The following is an 18119-nucleotide window of genomic DNA, read 5'->3' as shown; positions in this document are numbered from 1 at the left end:
TAGCGAAGACAGACACAAGTTCTCAAAGAACTGCCTGACCATACATCGCCCGCCTCACCGTGTCCAGCACAATTATCACTTTCCGATACTCCGCGTATACTTGTCCGCCGTCTCGTCCGCGGTAGGTTTGCCGAAGGCGCAAGCTTTAGCGAAGGAGGATTCCACTCCCCGGAGGTGATCAAGGGGTGGATGTCCCGTCCTGCCCGTTGTAGCTGCGCTTCTGTGAAGCGCAGATTGTCGAAGAGGCGAGCGAGCAAACTGAACACGCCGAAGTTGTGGGCAGCAATGGCGCGGTCAGTCCGGCCGGTTGAGACACGATAATTCTTCGCCACATCCGAGATGGTCGTCAGCCGCGACCGCCGAAAAATCTTGCTCTCCAGGACATTTTGCGTTATCGCTTCGCGTAGCCAAGCCCTTGTATGCTTGGTATGCGAGGGTGGCGCATCGCCAATGCAATTTAGGGCGGTTGAATTGAAGCAAGGGTCGGCATTTGTCGGACATGAGATGCGCGATAGTAATGTGAGACCAGCGAGAGACTCGCGATCGGTTCTTCGATTTGGAGACTACAAATCGGGAAACAAAGAGGGTGGTACGTGCAAGATGCGTCACAAATCATGGATTCTGCTTGGTTTATTCGTAGTCGCTATCACGATGGTACTTTCAGGCGTTGGCTACGCCCAATGCCAGCGTGACATCTGTTGCTCAACGATAGCGGCGGGACCGGACCACAACTTCGTCGCTGGCAGAGCGCTCGTTGGCGATACGATTGATTTAATGGCTATTACTGGAAATGGCGACAATTTCGATTGTGCTACCGACCTTGGCCTTACAGTAACGAATGTCCACTTCACGATATTTCATGGCGACGTTACGGAGGTCCAACCGAACCTCATCTCGAGCCCACACCTGTTCACACTTCCGGGCTGCGATCCGAGCCAGGGAACCTCCACAACCAACGTGACGTCGACGACAATCGCGAATGCGGCTGACGGAGTGCAAGGTTTTCTTGTCGTTGAAGAAGATACTTCCGGCATTGAAAATGTTTCGGCCGGAGTAAATCTGCTGACGGCCGCGTCTTGCCAGACAATTGTCTTCGTTTTCACGCCCTGCCTCAAAGTTACCAAGCTGGTTGCCTGCCGCCCTGCCGGCGGCGATTGCAGCCTGGCCTCCTACTGCAAATCGGCCACTGGATTTATTGATGACCAACCGGCAGCGGCATTTTGTTACAGCGTTACCGTGACCAACTGCGGCAGTGATGACATGACAATCCAGAGTGTGGTCGATAGTTCCTTCGGCGACAAGTTCGACACCTTTACCAATGCGAATAATGGGACATCCTTCCCCGCCGGTGCGTCAACGACGTTCTTCTTTGATGAACTCGAAACCCACGGTAACACCAACACGATAACGGTTAATGGCATCGAAGCCATTGATGTAAATTCGCTTCAGGCTTCGGATTCAGCCACAACGACGGTCTTACGGGCGAGCATCTCCTGCCAGAAAGACATTTCGCTCAACGGCCAGGGTGGTGTGTTCTCCAACAGCGTGACGGTGCCAGCGGGAACGAATCCCCAGGTCACCTACCGCGTAATCGTCACGAACGATGGGACTTCGCCCTTGGAAAACGTTCAGGTCACGGATGCAGCGGTCAGCGGGCTTGACCAGACCATTGCTTCCCTCGCGGTCGGTCATTCGACGAACGTATTCTTCACGGACACAGCGGATCATATCGCGGGCTGTCTGGCCAATTGTGCCAATACCCTTCCGAACACCGTTCACGTCACGGGTACCGTGCCGAACAATCCCGCCAGCTGCGTCTGCGGCATCGGGACCAATGGCGAGCCAGTCATGGCGACGAGCACGTGCAGTGCGCTGCTGCAATGCGATTGCGGCGAGCCCGGGATCCAAATCATCAAACAGGTTACCTGCTTGACCAGTGACGGGTGCCCGCCTGCGGGAGATCCGGCGTACGGCAAGATCGCCACGGGTGTGGTCAACAGTGTGTTCTGTTACAGCATCGCGGTTTTGAATATCGGAGGGGAGGATTTGGTTATCACCGTGACGGATACGACACCCGGCGGCCCGGTTGATTCCCTGGTGAGCGCTTGCTTCCCGACGTCATTTAGCCTGGCTGCGGGGGCATCGACCAACTGCATCCACAGCACCGCGTATCCTGGTGTAACGGGAGATGTTCCAGACTTTGTGCATGCCGTTGGTCAGGATTTTGCCGGCCGCACGGTAAGCAGCTCCGACAATGCGAGCGTGCATCTAATTCCCGTTCCGCTCACCTGTGAGAAGCTTGTTTCAAGCAACGGCGTCGACTTCGTCAAGAACCTCGTCCTGAACGCGCAAAGCACTCCTCAGAACGTGATTTGGAAGCTCACCGTAACCAATCCGAATGGTTTCCCGCTGCAAAACGTCATACTCACCGAGGTCAACGCTTTGCCATCGGGCACATCATGCACCACCAACGGCACTGCGGTGACGTTCCCGCTGACGGTCGCCTTCCTGGATGCGGGTGCAAGCATTGATGTCATCTGCAGCGGTACTGTTTCTTGCCCAGGAAGCACGGCGAATAGCTGCCAAGCGCAAGGAGAAGTATCCCCGACGGCCGGGATCTGCGCAATCGGCACAAATGGCTTCCCGGTGAAGTCTGACATCTGCACGAGTTCCGCCTCCGTTACCTGCATACCTCCGTCAACCTCTGGTTGCCGAACCACAGGTGGTGGCAAGCAGCCTTCCCAAAACACCTGCCCGGTGATCGGGTACGTCACCCACGGTGGCCAGGTCGGCGCTCCGTTCGGCGCGGCTGGCGCGCCGGATTGCAGCAAGGGTCTCGCCGGAGGCTTCTACAACCCGTGCATCCGCGGTGAGTACCAGCACGTGCGCCATATCAAGGGCGGCCCGAGGAGTACGTTCCATGCCGCCAGCAACGGCCGGGAACACGACTTCGACAGCCTGGCGTGCGCATGCTTGCCGTGTGACACGTTTGACCTGTCCACACCGGTGTGGCCAACGTCGAATCTCTCGTGCCATCCGCAGGATCGCACCTATAACGGTGACGGGATCATCGAGAACGGATTGTGCAACACCGACACGATTTGTGGGCCGGAGCCGGGGAAAGCGCCCGCCAACAAGATCTGCTTCTCGGGTGTGGGCGACTATACCCTGAGCAATGACAGGAAGACCGAAAACAAGGTCGTTTTCCGTGTGGACATCGAGGATCGTGGCCAGCCGGGTGGTGCGCATCCGATCTCGAAGGCCAATAAGCTCAACGCGACGGACCGCTATCGGATGCGGATGTGGATCATCAATCCGTTGGATATAGACACGGCGCCGATCCTGGCACTGCGTGAAGCGGTGGCCTGCAAGAATGCCCATATCGAAGTCGTGGCGGGCACCTTGCCGTGCGGTCAGTTGATCAATGGCCGCACCAGTGTGCCGGAGCCGGACATCGACGACGGCGGCGATCTGGACAGCGGCAATCGGCAGATCCATCCGAGCACGGGAGCGACCTGTAACTAAAAAAGGCGTTTAAAAGAACCAGCCCCATAAAAGTGGGGATGAAAAACAGTTCAAGGGGTCAGCGCCTTACAGTTTACATCCTAGGACGACCCAGACATTCGCACGGTCTCCGCCCCACGCTTGCACCTGCCGAACCGCTCAATTAGTGTGTGTCCGCCATGAAAGAAGTTGCAATCAACATCGTGAAACGCCTACGGGAGGCGGGGCATGTAGCTTATTTCAATGGCGGGTGCGTTCGCGATATGGTGCGGGGGGTTGAGCCGCAGGACATCGATATTGCGACCAGTGCCACACCCGAGCAAGTGCAGGTGCTGTTCGCGAGGACTGTGCCGGTCGGCGCCGCTTTCGGGGTCGTTTTGGTGCTGGAGGGTGGACACCAATTCGAAGTCGCCACGTTTCGCTCCGACGACGCCTACATTGACGGACGCCGTCCTTCCGCCGTTCATTTCGGCTCGCCGGAGGAAGACGCGTGCCGCCGCGATTTCACGATCAATGGATTATTCTACGATCCGATTGCGGATCAGATCATTGACTTTGTCGGCGGGCGCGTGGATATCGAGCGCAAACTGGTACGGACGATCGGCGATCCGCAGCAACGGTTCACGGAAGACAAACTGCGGTTGCTGCGGTGTGTGCGCTTTGCGGCGAATCTTGGCTACGAAATTGAAACCGTCACATTCGATACGGTGAAGGAGATGGCCACCCAAATCACCGCTGTCAGCGCCGAGCGTATTCGCGATGAATTGGTGAAGATGTTTACGCGGGCAAACGCCGGGCGTGGCCTAGAACTCCTCGATGCCAGCGGGCTGTTGCGGGAAATCTTGCCGGAAATCGCCGCGATGAAAGGTGTGGAACAACCCGCGGAGTTCCATCCCGAGGGCGACGTGTTCAAGCACACACGCTTGATGCTGGATACCCTGCCCTCCAACCCGAGCGTGGTGCTGGCGTTCGCGGTCTTACTGCATGACGTGGGCAAGCCACCCACGTTTGTCCGCGCGCCGGACCGCATTCGGTTCAATGAACACGACCGCGTCGGGGCGGAAATGGCCGAAGCCATCCTCCGCCGTCTTCGATTCTCAAATGACGAGATCGAGAAAGTCGTCCTCTGCGTCCGAGAGCACATGAAGTTTCAATTCGTCAAGGAGATGCGTCCGGCAAAACTGAAACGCCTCATGGCGCGCGACACCTTTCCCGATGAGTTGGAACTGCACCGGATCGACTGCGCCTCCAGCCATCGCAACCTGGAAAACTACGAATTCCTGAAGGCCAAAGCCGCTGAAATGCCGCCGGAAGTCCTGAAACCACAACCATTTTTGACCGGCCACGATCTGCTCGCGTTGGGCCTCAAGCCGGGGCCGTTGGTGGGACAGATCCTCCACGAGGTCGAGGAAATGCAACTGGAAGAACGGCTGAAATCGCGGGCGGAGGCCCTGGAGTTTGCCAGGACACGCGTCCCGGCAATCTGATCATCGACACCGCGGTTTTCTCATATTTTCCCTCCGCAGCACTTGCCCTGCAAGGCCGTCACGACTAAGATGCGCCGCCATGGATAAGATTTTGGTTGTCGATGACGAGGCCGATATTCGGCGCGCCTTCCATCGCAACCTCGCGAGCGATGCCCTGCAGGTGGTCGATGCGGGCAACGGCGAGGAGGCGATTCGGATGATTGCCAAGGAGCGCCCGAATCTCGTGGTCATGGACATCCGCATGGGCGCCACCAGCGGGCTCGACACATTGCGCAAGCTGCGCGAGCTCGATCCGAAACTGCTCATCATCATGATGACCGCCTACGGAACGACGCAGACTGCCATCGAGGCGATGAAGCTCGGCGCGTACGACTATGTCCTCAAACCCCTCGAAGTGCCAAAGCTCAAGGCGCTCATTGACTCCGCGCTGAAGGCCGCCCGCGACATGCGCGAGGTGGTCAGCTATCAGCCGCTGCTCGCCAGTGAGGACTACGCCGAGGGTATCGTCGGCAAGAGCGAGCCCATGCAGCAGGTTTTCAAACTCATCGGCCAGGTGTCGCAGTCGGACGCAACGGTGCTCATCACCGGCGAAAGCGGCACGGGCAAAGAATTGGTCGCCCGCGCGATTTATCATCACAGCCGGCGCGCCGAGAATCCCTTCCTGGCCATCAATTGCGCGGCGATTCCCGAACACTTGCTGGAAAGCGAATTATTCGGCCACGAAAAAGGCGCGTATACCGGCGCCGTCGAGCGCCGCATCGGCAAGTTCGAGCAATGCGATCAGGGGACGATTTTCCTCGATGAAATCGGGGACATGCCGCTTTCGACCCAAACCAAGATCCTGCGCGTGCTGCAGAACGGCGAGTTCCAACGCGTCGGCGGCAATCAAACCTTTCACGTCAATGTGCGCGTCATCGCTGCGACGAACAAGCATCCCGAGCAACTCATCGCCGTAAAGAAATTTCGCGAGGACCTGTTTTACCGCCTGAACGTGGTCCGCATCCACCTGCCGCCGTTGCGCGAGCGCCCCGAGGACATTCGCTTGCTGGTGGATTACTTTCTACAGCAGTTCGTAAAATCAGGCACGGTCCCCGGGAAGGTCACCAAGATCTCAACGGAAGCGCTAAAGATTCTCGATAAGTCGCCCTGGCCCGGCAATGTGCGGGAATTGGAGAACGTGATCGAGCGCGCGGCGGTGGTCGCCCGCGGCGATTCGATCCTGCCCAAGGACCTGCCCACCGAGGTCCGCGAACCGCAAGCCGTCGCCGTCCCGCCGGATGACCTGACGGCGGCGATCGACCTGGCAGTACGTCCGCTTTACGCGCTCGCGAAGAAGGACCCGAAGCTGAAGATCATGGCGGTGGTGGAGCGTGAATTGATTGCGCGAGCGCTGGTGGAGACCAACGGCAACCAGGTTCAAGCCGCGCGGTTGCTGGGCATCACGCGCGCGACATTGCGCAAACGCATTGAGAAGTTCCGAATCGCGAAGCGGCTGGAAGTGAAGTAGCTCGCCACCGTCTTACGGCACCCAGGCACCGCTGACGTACCGCAACTCCTGCCAGGATTGGACGAGGTAGCCGGCGGACCCGGTGATGTTCTTCAACGACTCGTCGTAGTGAACATTTGCGTTGCCGTTCAGGGTAATGCTCTTGCCCACGAGCGCGCCATAGATGTTGCCGTTGCCGCTGATGGTCATGTCGGCCTCGGGCGCGTAAATCGCGCCGGTGAAGCTGCCGTTGCCCGCGATACTGACCGATGTGCAAGAGGAAAGGCCGTAGAACACATCTTTCGAAGCATAGATATCATTGTTCACAATTCCATTCCCAGCGATTGAGATGGAACCTGCCGAATACACCGTCAAACTCGAGTTTGCCAATATCGTTATCTGCGCGTTGTTCCCTGAGATGCTTGTGTTCCCTGTGACATAGATTGTGACGTTCCCGGAAATCGTCAGTACGGCGTTGTTGCCGCTCAAGTTGATGCCGCTCGCCGTATAGTTCCCAGCCGTGATGGTGGCGCTGTTGTTGATATTGCCCGCCGACGTCCACGAGCCTGCCCCGGAGGGTAGCGCGGGATCGGGGATGGTCGCACTGAAGTCATTGCGAATGAACCCGTCGGAAATGCCTCCGGAATCGGTGGTCGCCCGGTCGCTGGAGACGAATGTCGATCCGACGCTGCCGTTGGGGCCGATTGAGACGCTGCCACCCGGCCCGGTGGCCACCGTGCCGTACACATCGGCATTCCCAACCCCGACCGAGTTGGTCAGAGTGCTCAGCGTACCAACGTTGCCGTTGGCCTGGCGCTTCGTAACGTCATATTGTCCGCCGGTGGATTTGGTGGGGTCGCTCGAGTCGAAGCTGTCCGTATAGGCGTTGTTGCCGTTCAGGTCGATCGTATTCTTTGACGCCAGTCCAACGGGGAACATGCTGCTGCCCGCCACGGACACCTTCACCCCGCGCACGATGCTCGCCCCGCGAAAGTTTCCGCTCGTGACCGTCCCTACTCCTTGAAACGTGGGATTGGAGCCGCCAATGCTACTTGCCGTCACAGCCAAAGTCCCCACGGCATTGCCATAGGCATCCGGCAGATTCGTCACCGTTTTGCTGTAACTGCCGCCCCCCAGGCTGGTCCAACCGCGTGCCGACTGAAATCCGCTGCCGCCTTGTGTGTATTGGTAATTGAGCTCGGCCAGACCGATTTCCACGGCGGCCTCCGAGAGATGCAGGGCCTGGTTCCAACGGTGCGTGCGAAAATTCGCGTCATACTCATCGGTCAGGTACGTGAGCACCCCGGCGATCATAATCGCGAGAACGCCGGCGCTCATGGCGGCGCTGAGAAGAACCGAGCCCTTGGCAGTATGCAATAATTGAGTCTTCATGGTGGTGTCCCCTAGTTGGACGTGTTCCGCATGTCATAACGCGCGGACAAGTAATCTTCCGACTGAACCTGGCTCATCACGGTCTTGCGCAGCTTAATGTCGAGCTGGATGCCCTTGGCGGTATTGACAGTCACCCCATTCGAGCTGCCGAGGTTGTCGTAGAGCGTGAACATTAGCCCGTTGATATTGGCAGCCAGCTTGTCTGTGAAGCCCGTGCTGGAATCGTAGCGAGAGAGCACGCCCCCGCTCATCGTATAACTGACGGTCTTGTTCGAGATCGCCGCCCCGGAGCTGTTGAACGCCGTGGGAATGATAACGGTGATATTGGACGAATTCGCGAAGGAAGAGATGCTGGAAACGCCCCGCATATCCCGGGCGAAATAGGTGACCGCCAACCGGCCGTCCCCGTGGATTTGCCGGTAGTTCGACATCGCCGTGAACCCCTTAACGGACATAATGTACGTCGTCATGACTCCGACCAGGACGAGCGCGCCAATGGTCGAGGCCACCAGGGTCTCCGCCAGGGTCGACGCCCGAGTATCACGCCACCGCCGGGCGATCGTCAAAAAGCAGAAGCGCGTGTTCATGGTCCTAAAAGATATACTTGTTCAGTCCCCCGTTACCCACAAGCGAGGTCAATGTGTTCGTCAACACGCAGTTGACCTGGTTCGTCCACGACACCGTCAGAGTAACCTTGACGATCGTGTTCGTCGTGCCATACGCATCGTAAGCCGACTGCGTGACCTTCCCGGTGTAGAGGTGCGCTGTATCGCTCGGATCGCTGAAGGTGTTGGTAACCGACTGCAGTGTGTTCCAGTCGAGCAGTCGGATGTATTCCATTTCCTGCTGCAGCACTTGGGAGGCGCGCGCGGTGCGACGAATGTCCGTGAGATAGCGCGCAGATTGGGACACCGTGACGAGCACCGAGGCCAACACGAACCCCAGAATCATGACGGCAATCATCGCCTCCAGCAGAGTAAATCCGTCCTTCGTGTTGGCCAGCTTCCGCATCATCGTCTCTCCCGGGCTAATCGATCCACCGTTCGTCCTCAAGGGGAGCACTTGACATACCCACTGCGACTCCGAAAAAGAAAATGAAGAAAACCTGAGGTTCCGGTGAAATCTCCCAAACACCCCGGCTTCCGAAACTGCGCAAGATTGAGAATCACTCGCGGTAGTGCGAGGGGCGTCCGTCGTGGGACGCCCCTCTCTACCATGGCTCCCGCCCTCACCTGGCGGGAACCAACACCATCGCCTGCGCCGGTGCTATTGCGCGCTAAAATTCTGATCGGGAGCCGGACTGTTCGGTTTGCCGATTAGGTTGCGGGCCTTCGCGTTATCTTTCGGCATCCACTTGTCGTCCGTGTACACTTCGCGTCTCGGCAGCCCATTGGCAAACTTCTCGTAGCCCGTCGTTTGGGAGTCGCCACGCACGATCGTCGGCGTCAAGAAGATCAAGAGATCGCGTTTCGTCTTACTGAGGCTCTTGCTGCGGAACAACGGTCCGAAGAGAGGGGCATCGCCCATCAGCGGTACTTTCGTGTAGCTGTCGCTGACATCCGTGCGCATGAGCCCGCCAATCGCCAGTGTGTTGCCGCTCTTGATGAGCACTGTCGTGGTGGCCGTGCGGGTGTTGATGATCGGAATTTGGACCGCGGAACCGCCGCCGCTCTGCAAGGTCGCGTTCTCCGTGGAGCTACTGGCCTCAGGCGCCACTTCGAGCGTGATGAAATCGTCCTTGTTGATGCGCGGTAGCACGTTCAAAATAATACCGATGTCCTTGTACTCAAACCCGTTGATCTGCAGCGACGCCGTTTGCTCGCTGAAGGCGAAGTTTGGAATCGGGAACTGTGTCGCAATCGAAATGCGCGCCTTGACGTTGTCCGTGGTCACCACGCGCGGATTGGCCAGTAATTCCGTGTCCGTGTCCTGGCTCAAATAGGAAAATACGAGGCTGGCGCGGCCGGCATCGAGCAGCGCGGCGCCGGCGGACCATGGCGTCACGATTGAGCCACCGGCCCCCTTTACCCACTGAAGCCCGCCAATTGGTTGGTTCTGCGCGTTAACCGGAATAACCGGAGGCGTGCCCGGGCTCGCTGAAAGCGCGCTGCCACCCACGATCACTTGGTGGCCCAACAGTGTGCTGGTCCAGTCAACCCCCAGGTCTTTCTTTGGATTCTTCGTGGTCTCCACGAACTTCGCTTCGATCATCACCTGCGGCGTTTGGGTGTCGAGTGCTTGTATCAACGGGACAAGCTTTGCCAGACTTGACGGCGTATCGGAAAGTACCAGCGTATTGCTACGGGTATCGATCTGGATCCTGCCCTGTTTCGTCAACACGGGATCAAGCGTCTTCTTGATGTCGTCCGCCTTGGCGTAGTTCAATGTGTAGATGCGCATCTCGATCGCCTCGGTATCCAGGGACTCTTTGGACTTCACCTTGACAATGTTCTTGTCCTTCACGTACGCATAGCCCTTGGACTCAGCGATCAACTGCATTGCTTGCTCGTATGAGACGCCCTTCAAATTCACCGTAACCTTGCCGGTCACCTCATCACCGAGGATGAGATTGATGCCCGCCTTGGCCGACAGCGTGCGCAGGACATTCTGGATATCGGCCTCGATATAACCGATTTCAATCGGCTCATCGGGGACCGGCTGTGCGGCAACTGCGGCGGGCGCGGTTGTAGGCGCAGCCGTAATCGTTGCCGGTGCTGATACGACCGTCGGGAGCGGATTCGAGACTGCCGCCGGGGCCGTGGGCTCGGGTCCGTCTTTGGCACAGGCTAGCGAGGAAAATGCCAGGGCGCTGATCGCGTAAGCGGTGAGGTATCGTAGCGTCTTCATGATGTTATCTTCCTTGTAGTGAGCAGCATCTGGGCCAGTCAGGTTGTTCCCTCACTTGGCAGGTGGGTTGTGCTCCGCCCCGCCAAGCCGCAACTCGACCTGCTGCCCACCGACATCCAACAAGACAAGCTCACGGGTAATCTTCAGGGCTTTGACTTCCACATCGCCTTGTACCGTGTGGACCTTGGCCGTCTTGTTCAACTCCACGAGTTGATCATTGACCAGCGCGGACGGATTGGCCGCGCTATACAGGATTCCATGCAGCTTGAACAGGTCGGGTCCTACAGGTTGGGTCGCGCCGGCGAGTTTCGGAGCCTCTGAACCAAACGGATCGCGCTCACTTTGCGGTGTGTAGGCCGACAAACTCAACGCGAGATCCGAAGTCGGCTTGCCAACGGTCGCCGCACCCGCCCGGGCGCAGATGAAAAGGAAAAGCACAATGAAAACCAGTGCCTGACAGAACGCGAGAACCCCGACGATACGTAGTGGGACGGAAAGACTGTCGCTGGCGGTCTGTCGGCAGGTCACCGCTTTGCGTTCGACTTTGGCTGCCGCGGTGTCCTCCCGATCCTCACAACGCCCATCAACAAGAACGTCGGCCCTGGGCCAGGCGCGGTGTGTCCAGATCACTGGTTGAGCCCGTAGCTTCATAATGTTTTCTTCGCTCCCAGTTCCTCGCTCGTGTGCGCCGGTAGCACGGCCAGTGCGATTTCCAGCGATGCGCTGTGGCGTCCCTTGTCATCGCGGCTGCCGCCAACCGAGAACGATTGTATTTCGCTGGTCGGGAATTTGTTCTCGAGGTCCCGGACGTACACACCGATCTCGTCGTATGTGCCGGAGAACTCGATCCGCGTACTATATGACGGGCTTCCCAGTTTCGTTTCAACTTTGCCGCCGGGGTGTAGTCCGACGATATGCACCGGCTCCTGCTCCGCCAATAGGCTGAACTCGCGTACGGCCCAGGCAAAGGGATCACCACTGACCATCTTCGCGCGTTGGATCTCGACGAAAGACTTCACTTCCGCGCGATGCGCCACATCGCGTGCCGCTTGCTGGGCATCGCGTTCGGCCTGCTGGATCTGATCGTCAAGTTTTGCGATCTGCTTCTTCGTGTCAACGAGCGCATTCCAATTCTTGAGCACATAAAACTGAACCACGCCCGAGAGCGCGATCAGCGTCACGATGCAGATTAGGACGATCTTCTGCTGCTTGTCCTTCGATAGCTTGCTCCAGTATCCGCGCTTCATTTCTTCGCCTTTTCCTTGTACGAACATTCGATAACGAAGTTTACCGCGGGCAACCGTCGACCGGTCTTGTCGGTGTCATCGGACGCGCGCGCAATGGAGCGCAACTGGATGTCCGCCACGAGCGCGCCGAATCGGGTATCACTGCGCAACGACTTGAGAAACTGGTCCACTTCCAACTCCGGGCGCGCGCTGGAGGCAGCGCCTTCCAACCGCAGTGCAAGATGTTTGGATTGTTTCGGACGCGTGGGATGCTTGCTTTCCCCGTCCCCACCCTCGCCGCTATCGCCCCCGGTTGTTTCGACCACCAGCGTAAACCCAACACGGGTCAACTGGACGGTGGAAGGAATGAGGTCCTTGACCATCGCCCACTGTGGCCCGATCAAGGTCCGGGAGTGGTTTATGGCAAGGATTTCCGTGGCCGCGTTGCTGTCTTTCTGGTAGTCGCCCTGCCCCTGGCTGCCGTCGTTCATTTTATTCCAGCGCGCGTCGAGCCCCTGCAGCTCGACTCGTCGCTGCATCAAGATGGCGGAGAGCGTACCGCCCCACGCAACCACCGCCGTCAGCGCGGCAAGTCCAACGGCGATAAAGAACTTGATCGGATCGCGGGCGCGTTCGACCTGCGCCTGCTGTTCTTCCGCCAGAAGATTAAGGGTGATGGCTATCATCGTCGCAAATCCCGGTTCATGAGAGTTGTGGAACAACCGCACCCACCGCGGCGGCCAGGGATGGCCCCAGGGCGAGCACGCGTTGTGTCTCTCCATTGAAGTGACTGACGTCGAGGGTCTCGATCAGATTCCAACACTCGACATGCGCCCCCACAGCCTCCCCCAGGATCGCCAGGATCTGTGGCGAAGACGCGGAACCTCCACACGCATAGATTTGGCGGACGTGGAGATCGTGCTGTCGTTCGAAGAAATCGATGGAGGATCGAATTTCCCGGGCCAGCGGCGAGATGGCCGTCTTGACCAACTCCTGGATTGGCCCGGACATCTTGCGTTTTTCTTCCTCGGCTTCGTTCGCCTTGAGCACCAGGACCTGGCCAATGTAGTCGCTGAGTTGTGCGCCACCGAAATGCATGATGCGTGTGATCAGCGGCACGCCGTTGAGCAGGAAGTTGATGCTGGTCATGCGCGCGCCGATATCGATCAGGACCACGACTTCGTCTTTGATCTCCGGATGGCCCACCTGGAACGCGTTGATGACGGAAACGGCCGCCAGTTCGATCACTTCCGGTTTGATCTTGGCGGCCTCCAGCGCGTCGCGGCAGGCATCCACTTCTTCCTTGGTCGCTCCGCCAACAAGGACGCTCGCCTTCGCCGAGTCCTTCGTCTTGGCCGAATCCTTGGCCTTGTCCGAATCCTTGTCTTTATCCTTATCCTTGGCTTTGCTCTTGGTATCCTCAGTGCCTTTCTTCAACTCGAACACATCGAGGTAATACGCTGAAAAATCACGGCGCAAGTAACCGGAGCTGTTGAGCTTCAGGGCGCTCTTGATTTCGGCGAGCGGCGCTGCCGGGAACTCGGCCTGGCAAACCATCGCCGAACTGCAACTAATCGTCACAAAGGCGTGGCGTTCCGATGTCTTGAGGCCGTCCACGAGTTGCTGCAGCTCCGCGGCGAATTCCGGTCCTTTGTACGCTTTGGCCGTCCCCGCGGGGAGCGAGCGCACGGCGTACTCGACCAGTTCCAGTTTGTCCTTCTGCCGCCGGACAACGGCGGCCTTGATCTGGCTCGCGCCCAGGTCGATGCCCAGGGCCACATCGCATTTATTACGTTGTTTGTTGCGTCGAAAAAACATGTTTGTTTGCCAACTCCAATAAGCCAGCACCTCATGTGCCAGCGCCTTCACGCGGGGGTTTGGGCTGTGGATGAACTACTCCGCCAATCGCGAGGACAGCTGGAAGACACCTCGCGAGGCTCCGCCCCTTGAGGAATCCCTGCTCAGTACGCTCCCCAATCGATGATCACTCCGGCCAGGGCCGATTTTGTCACCGCCGAAACTGCCATCTGGGTCTCACCCACGGGGCCAATCAGGTAGGGATTTCCCAGTACGTCGTTGGGGTTAATTGTACCCGATTTCGTGTACTGGGCGGCCTGCACAAGATCCACAGCGTCGCCGTCAGACGCGCCTACTTGGAGGGCCCAGGTGTCGATGGCAGCATCAATCTGACGGGCATCGTTGACAATGCGTTTGCCTTGGGATTCCTTGCGAACTTTGATGAAGCTGGGGACTGCGAGCGCGGCGAGTAACCCAAGAATGGCTACCACGATCATGATTTCAACCAGGGTGAACGCCTGTTGTTCGTACAGTGATCGTTGACGCATCGAATCCACCTCCCTCCATCGGTCTGCTCGTTCCAGTTTCATGTCGTCTCTTCCTTGCAGCAGAGGCAGGAGGGAATGCCCTCCTGCCTCTGTCGAGTACAACAAAAAGCGCTTGCGCGCTTGTACCGGGTCGAGCCTTAGTAGGCGCCCCAGTCGATACCGACGCCTGCCAAAGCAGACTTCGTAGTGGCGCTGACCGCCATCTGGGTGCCACCGACCACCGTAACGGCGAAGGCATTACCGAGAAGGTCTTGACTCTTCCAGGTTGTCTTCAAGTACGTCGCGGCCGAGGTCGTATTGATGGCATTGCCATCCGTCTGGCCTGTCTCAAGTGCCCATTGGTCAATGGCGGCGTCCATCTGACGCGCGTCATTAAGAATGCGGCGGCCTTGTGACTGTTTGCGGGCTTTGACGAAACCCGGGATCGCGAGCGCGGCGAGCAACCCAATGATGGCAACCACAATCATGATTTCAACCAGGGTAAATGCCGAGCGGTCCTTGCGGATACTGTTTATCGTAATCATCTGATTCACCTGCCTTTCATGGAAGTTGTTTGTTTCCATGGGAGGATTCTAAGCAGGCAGAATGCCAGTGCTTACAGCCAGCGCGAGACCCGGTTTGAACCAGCCATTTCTGTGAGTTTGTCGCCTTTCCATGCCAAGAACTGAGAATCTTCGCATCTTTGCAAGCCCTTCACGTGGACAACCGGGGTGTTCATGCACACAATTGGTACGGAGATTGGACATCTCTGTCCGTCGAGTGGCCGAACGGGGGCCGACGAGACCGAAACCGGGCGGCCCGGCTCACTGCCCCCGTTACACCTGTGGTTGGACTTTCTCGACCCCGGACAGCTGCTCATCGGAGCTGGGTGCGAGCTTGCGATAAAGCGTGGCCATGCTAATGCCAAGCATTTGCGCAGCCTTCTCTTTGTCACCGCCAGTCGACTGGATAACTTGCTCGATGTAGTTAACTTCCTGTCCGTGCAGGAACTCCTTGAGTTGCATCGGCGGCAGACCCCGGCTCCATTGGGCCGCGCCCGCGGCCATCTCGGCCAGCGTCGAGTCGATTGTGCTTCCCGCCACTTCCGGGCCGGTGCCTGGCGGCGGCGTGGATCGTTGTGAAATGGTTGTTGGCGACGTGGCAGGGATCCCAGCCACTGCCTCCAGCACGCGCTCGGGCAAATCCTTGAGCAGGAACACACCGTTATCACAAAGCGCGAAGGCACGCTCCACGGCATTTTGTAGCTCGCGGACGTTGCCGGGCCAGCGGTACGCCTTCATCACGCTCATCATCTCGTCGGAGATGCGGGGCGGCGGCGTACCCTGTCGCTGTGAGCACTGTTGGACGAAATGGTTCACCAACAGTGGAATGTCCTCAACACGCTCGCGCAGCGCCGGTAGCTGCACGGGGATGACGCTGATGCGGTAATAGAGGTCTTCACGGAACGTCTTGTCCAGCATCTTTTGTTGGAGCGGCTCATTGGTGGCCGCCAAAACCCGCACGTCAACTTTGATGGTGTCGGTATCGCCAACACGGCGGAGTTCCCGGTCCTGGAGAAAGCGCAGTAGTTTGCTCTGCAGACTCGGCGCCATCGAGCCGATTTCGTCGAGGAGGATCGAACCGCCATCGGCGTGCTGGAAGAGGCCCATCTTGTCGAACGCCGCGCCGGTGAACGCGCCCTTGCGATGGCCGAAGAGTTCGGACTCGAGCAGATGCTCCGGAAGCGCGCTGCAGTTCACGGCCACGAAGGGCATGGCGGCGCGCCGGCTGTTGTAATGCAGCGCGCGGGCGACCAGCTCCTTCCCGGTCCCGCTTTCGCCGAGGATCAGCACGGTCGAGTCGGTATTGGCCACGCGCTCAATGAGCCGGTAGACCGCCTCCATGCGTGGGCTCGAGCCAATCATCGAGTCGAAACGGAATTTATCCTGAAGTTGGCGACGGAGTTCGACGTTCTCTTCGAGCGCATGCACGGCTTTCTGCTGCATCAGCGCGTTGTCAAGGCGCTTGACCAACTCGTCGATCTGAAAGGGCTTCTCGATAAAGTCATGCGCGCCGGCGCGGAGCGCTTGTACGGCGCGCTCCTTGGTCCCCTGCCCCGTGATCATGACCACGGGGATAGACCGGTTGTACTCCTTGACCTGCTGCAACAGTTTCAGGCCCATGGGCTTGCCTTCGGGCATCTCAATATCGGATAAGACGAGATCGGGTGCGCCTTCCTTCACCAGTTGCAACGCGCGCTCCGGGCTGCTGGCGGGTAGCACCTCATGGCGATGCTCACGCAGCACCTCCGATAGCACGGACACCATCGCGGGATCGTCATCAACAATTATTATTTTCGCCATGAATTCCTCCTCTGCGCTCAACTCGTGGCAGCCCCCTTGTTCCGCTTCACCGGCGCCGCCTCGCTGCCAGGCGGCGCCACTCTAAAACTGTACGACCTGATTCAGCTTGAAAATCGGTAGAAACATGCAAATCACAATGCTGCCGACCACCACGCCGAGGAACACGATCAGCAAAGGCTCGATCAGCGACGTCAGTCCTGACAGCATGGCCTCAATCTCTTCATCGTAGAAATCGGAAATCTTCTCCAACATCACGTCCACCTTGCCTGTTTGCTCACCGGCCGATACCATCCGTACCAGCATGGGCGGGAAAATAGGATGCTGTCCCAGCGCCACGGCAAGGTTGTCGCCCCGCTCAATGCTGGCGGCGGTCTTTTCCACGGCTCGTTCCACCACGGTGTTTCCCGCCGATTGCCCCACGATGCGCAGGGTTTCCAAAATCGGCACACCGCTCCGCAACAGCGCCGCGAAGGTCCGCGCAAATCGTGAGATGGCAATCTTATGCACCAGTTTCCCAAACACGGGCAGCCGCAACTTGGTACGGTCCCAAAGCGCGGTCCCGCGTTTGGTGCGCTTGAACTTTATGAGGGCAAAGGTAAATCCACCCGCCGCGCCGATGGCCAGCACGAAGTACGCGCGAATGAAGTTGCTGAAGTCGATCAGGATCTGTGTTGGGGTCGGCAACGCCGCGCCAAAGTCCTTATAGATGCTGGCAAAAATCGGGATGACCTTGACGATCAAGAACAGTGCGATCGAAAGAGCGATGACGCACACGATGACCGGGTATGACATCGCTGACTTTACCTTCTTCTTCAAACGCGCGGTTGACTCCAAATAGCACGCCAAACGATCCAGGATCTCCGCCAACAGACCGCCGGTTTCACCGGCTTCCACCATGCTCACATAGAGTTTGGTAAACACTTTGGGATGTTCGCCCAGGGCCTCGGAAAACGCCTGGCCTTGTTCAACTCTTGTGGTGACCGTGCGCAACACGGGCTTGAACACCGGGTTGTCGGTCTGCTCTTCCAACGCGGTCAGCGTCTGCACGAGCGGCAAACCGGCATCCATCATGGTCGCCAGTTGGCGGGTGAAAACCACCAAATCCTGCGACTTGACCTTGCCCTGGCGGCGTTTGCGCCCGACCTTCTGGCTGGCAGACGCCCGTATGGAAATGACCATCAATCCGCGATCCACCAGCATCGCGGCCGCCGCTTGTTGATCCGCGGCTTCGATATCGCCACCTTTCGGGTTCCCCGAGGTGTCCCGCGCTTGATATGTGAAATTCGCCATAGCTGCTCGTCAGTATCCAATTGCCATCGAGAACAATCCTACGCAAATCCGAGCAGCTAATATGCCACCTCCCAACCTGTATATTTGGTTCGTCAAGGTTTTTCCTTGCCGCGCCTGCATTTCATTGAAAGAATCAAGTTGGTTGTCTGCGGATAAGCCGTAAAGCCTTGGAGAAGAGGAAAGACGATGATGCCAACATT

General features: G+C 58.3%; 15 protein-coding genes. 3 read left to right on the top strand and 12 right to left on the bottom strand.

The features are described 5' to 3' along the window. Positions 1-774 precede the first annotated feature (774 nt). The 3 genes from VNL17_03255 to VNL17_03245 all read left to right on the top strand — a co-directional run bounded on the left by VNL17_03255 (position 775) and on the right by VNL17_03245 (position 6498). Positions 775-3525 (top strand): hypothetical protein, encoded by a 2751-nt coding sequence (locus VNL17_03255; GenBank protein HXI83090.1) that lies wholly within the window; start codon positions 775-777, stop codon positions 3523-3525. Positions 3526-3683: 158 nt separating this feature from the next. Next, entirely contained in the window at positions 3684-4991 is a 1308-nt protein-coding gene (locus tag VNL17_03250) for a CCA tRNA nucleotidyltransferase (protein HXI83089.1), read from the top strand. A 79-nt stretch (positions 4992-5070) separates the two neighbouring features. Beyond that, complete coding sequence (locus VNL17_03245) at positions 5071-6498, top strand: sigma-54 dependent transcriptional regulator (protein HXI83088.1); 1428 nt, start codon at positions 5071-5073, stop codon at positions 6496-6498. A gap of 12 nt (positions 6499-6510) precedes the next feature. On the opposite strand, the gene VNL17_03240 is transcribed toward VNL17_03245, so the two are convergent. The 12 genes from VNL17_03240 to VNL17_03185 all read right to left on the bottom strand — a co-directional run bounded on the left by VNL17_03240 (position 6511) and on the right by VNL17_03185 (position 17919). Continuing rightward, positions 6511-7869 (bottom strand): hypothetical protein, encoded by a 1359-nt coding sequence (locus VNL17_03240; protein HXI83087.1) that lies wholly within the window; start codon positions 7867-7869, stop codon positions 6511-6513. An 11-nt stretch (positions 7870-7880) separates the two neighbouring features. Further along, on the bottom strand, positions 7881-8456 hold the full coding sequence (locus tag VNL17_03235) for a hypothetical protein (GenBank protein HXI83086.1): 576 nt from the start codon (positions 8454-8456) through the stop codon (positions 7881-7883). A 4-nt stretch (positions 8457-8460) separates the two neighbouring features. Beyond that, positions 8461-8931, bottom strand: a complete 471-nt coding sequence (locus VNL17_03230) for a type II secretion system protein (protein ID HXI83085.1) — start codon at positions 8929-8931, stop codon at positions 8461-8463. Positions 8932-9135: 204 nt separating this feature from the next. After that, positions 9136-10716, bottom strand: a complete 1581-nt coding sequence (locus VNL17_03225; GenBank protein HXI83084.1) for a secretin N-terminal domain-containing protein — start codon at positions 10714-10716, stop codon at positions 9136-9138. Positions 10717-10767: 51 nt separating this feature from the next. Next, a complete protein-coding gene (locus VNL17_03220) occupies positions 10768-11367 on the bottom strand; it encodes a hypothetical protein (protein ID HXI83083.1) in 600 nt (199 codons plus the stop codon). After that, positions 11364-11963 (bottom strand): hypothetical protein, encoded by a 600-nt coding sequence (locus VNL17_03215; protein ID HXI83082.1) that lies wholly within the window; start codon positions 11961-11963, stop codon positions 11364-11366. The genes VNL17_03220 and VNL17_03215 overlap by 4 nt, the downstream gene beginning before the upstream one ends. Further along, a complete protein-coding gene (locus tag VNL17_03210; GenBank protein ID HXI83081.1) occupies positions 11960-12628 on the bottom strand; it encodes a hypothetical protein in 669 nt (222 codons plus the stop codon). The genes VNL17_03215 and VNL17_03210 overlap by 4 nt, the downstream gene beginning before the upstream one ends. Positions 12629-12644: 16 nt before the next feature. Beyond that, positions 12645-13760 (bottom strand): pilus assembly protein PilM, encoded by a 1116-nt coding sequence (gene pilM / locus VNL17_03205; protein HXI83080.1) that lies wholly within the window; start codon positions 13758-13760, stop codon positions 12645-12647. Positions 13761-13903: 143 nt separating this feature from the next. Next, positions 13904-14329, bottom strand: a complete 426-nt coding sequence (locus VNL17_03200) for a prepilin-type N-terminal cleavage/methylation domain-containing protein (protein HXI83079.1) — start codon at positions 14327-14329, stop codon at positions 13904-13906. Positions 14330-14424: 95 nt separating this feature from the next. After that, positions 14425-14811 (bottom strand): prepilin-type N-terminal cleavage/methylation domain-containing protein, encoded by a 387-nt coding sequence (locus VNL17_03195; protein HXI83078.1) that lies wholly within the window; start codon positions 14809-14811, stop codon positions 14425-14427. A 291-nt stretch (positions 14812-15102) separates the two neighbouring features. Further along, the gene (locus tag VNL17_03190) at positions 15103-16629 is read right to left on the bottom strand and encodes a sigma-54 dependent transcriptional regulator (protein HXI83077.1); all 1527 of its coding nucleotides are present in this window, start codon (positions 16627-16629) and stop codon (positions 15103-15105) included. A gap of 81 nt (positions 16630-16710) precedes the next feature. After that, on the bottom strand, positions 16711-17919 hold the full coding sequence (locus VNL17_03185; GenBank protein ID HXI83076.1) for a type II secretion system F family protein: 1209 nt from the start codon (positions 17917-17919) through the stop codon (positions 16711-16713). Positions 17920-18119 lie beyond the last annotated feature (200 nt).

Source organism: Verrucomicrobiia bacterium (assembly GCA_035577545.1).
GTDB lineage: Bacteria > Verrucomicrobiota > Verrucomicrobiia > Palsa-1439 > Palsa-1439 > Palsa-1439.
Note: the sequence above shows the minus strand (reverse complement) of the source record. Positions and strands in the feature narration are given on the sequence as shown.

Bases quoted from the DNA above. Each gene is read 5' to 3' on its own strand.
- VNL17_03195 (HXI83078.1), bottom strand. From the start codon at position 14,811: ATGATTACGATAAACAGTATCCGCAAGGACCGCTCGGCATTTACCCTG.
- VNL17_03240 (HXI83087.1), bottom strand. From the start codon at position 7,869: ATGAAGACTCAATTATTGCATACTGCCAAGGGCTCGGTTCTTCTCAGC.
- VNL17_03215 (HXI83082.1), bottom strand. From the start codon at position 11,963: ATGAAGCGCGGATACTGGAGCAAGCTATCGAAGGACAAGCAGCAGAAG.
- VNL17_03225 (HXI83084.1), bottom strand. From the start codon at position 10,716: ATGAAGACGCTACGATACCTCACCGCTTACGCGATCAGCGCCCTGGCA.
- VNL17_03210 (HXI83081.1), bottom strand. From the start codon at position 12,628: ATGATAGCCATCACCCTTAATCTTCTGGCGGAAGAACAGCAGGCGCAG.
- VNL17_03190 (HXI83077.1), bottom strand. From the start codon at position 16,629: ATGGCGAAAATAATAATTGTTGATGACGATCCCGCGATGGTGTCCGTG.
- VNL17_03235 (HXI83086.1), bottom strand. From the start codon at position 8,456: ATGAACACGCGCTTCTGCTTTTTGACGATCGCCCGGCGGTGGCGTGAT.
- VNL17_03220 (HXI83083.1), bottom strand. From the start codon at position 11,367: ATGAAGCTACGGGCTCAACCAGTGATCTGGACACACCGCGCCTGGCCC.
- VNL17_03185 (HXI83076.1), bottom strand. From the start codon at position 17,919: ATGGCGAATTTCACATATCAAGCGCGGGACACCTCGGGGAACCCGAAA.
- VNL17_03250 (HXI83089.1), top strand. From the start codon at position 3,684: ATGAAAGAAGTTGCAATCAACATCGTGAAACGCCTACGGGAGGCGGGG.
- VNL17_03245 (HXI83088.1), top strand. From the start codon at position 5,071: ATGGATAAGATTTTGGTTGTCGATGACGAGGCCGATATTCGGCGCGCC.
- VNL17_03255 (HXI83090.1), top strand. From the start codon at position 775: ATGGCTATTACTGGAAATGGCGACAATTTCGATTGTGCTACCGACCTT.
- VNL17_03200 (HXI83079.1), bottom strand. From the start codon at position 14,329: ATGAAACTGGAACGAGCAGACCGATGGAGGGAGGTGGATTCGATGCGT.
- pilM (HXI83080.1), bottom strand. From the start codon at position 13,760: ATGTTTTTTCGACGCAACAAACAACGTAATAAATGCGATGTGGCCCTG.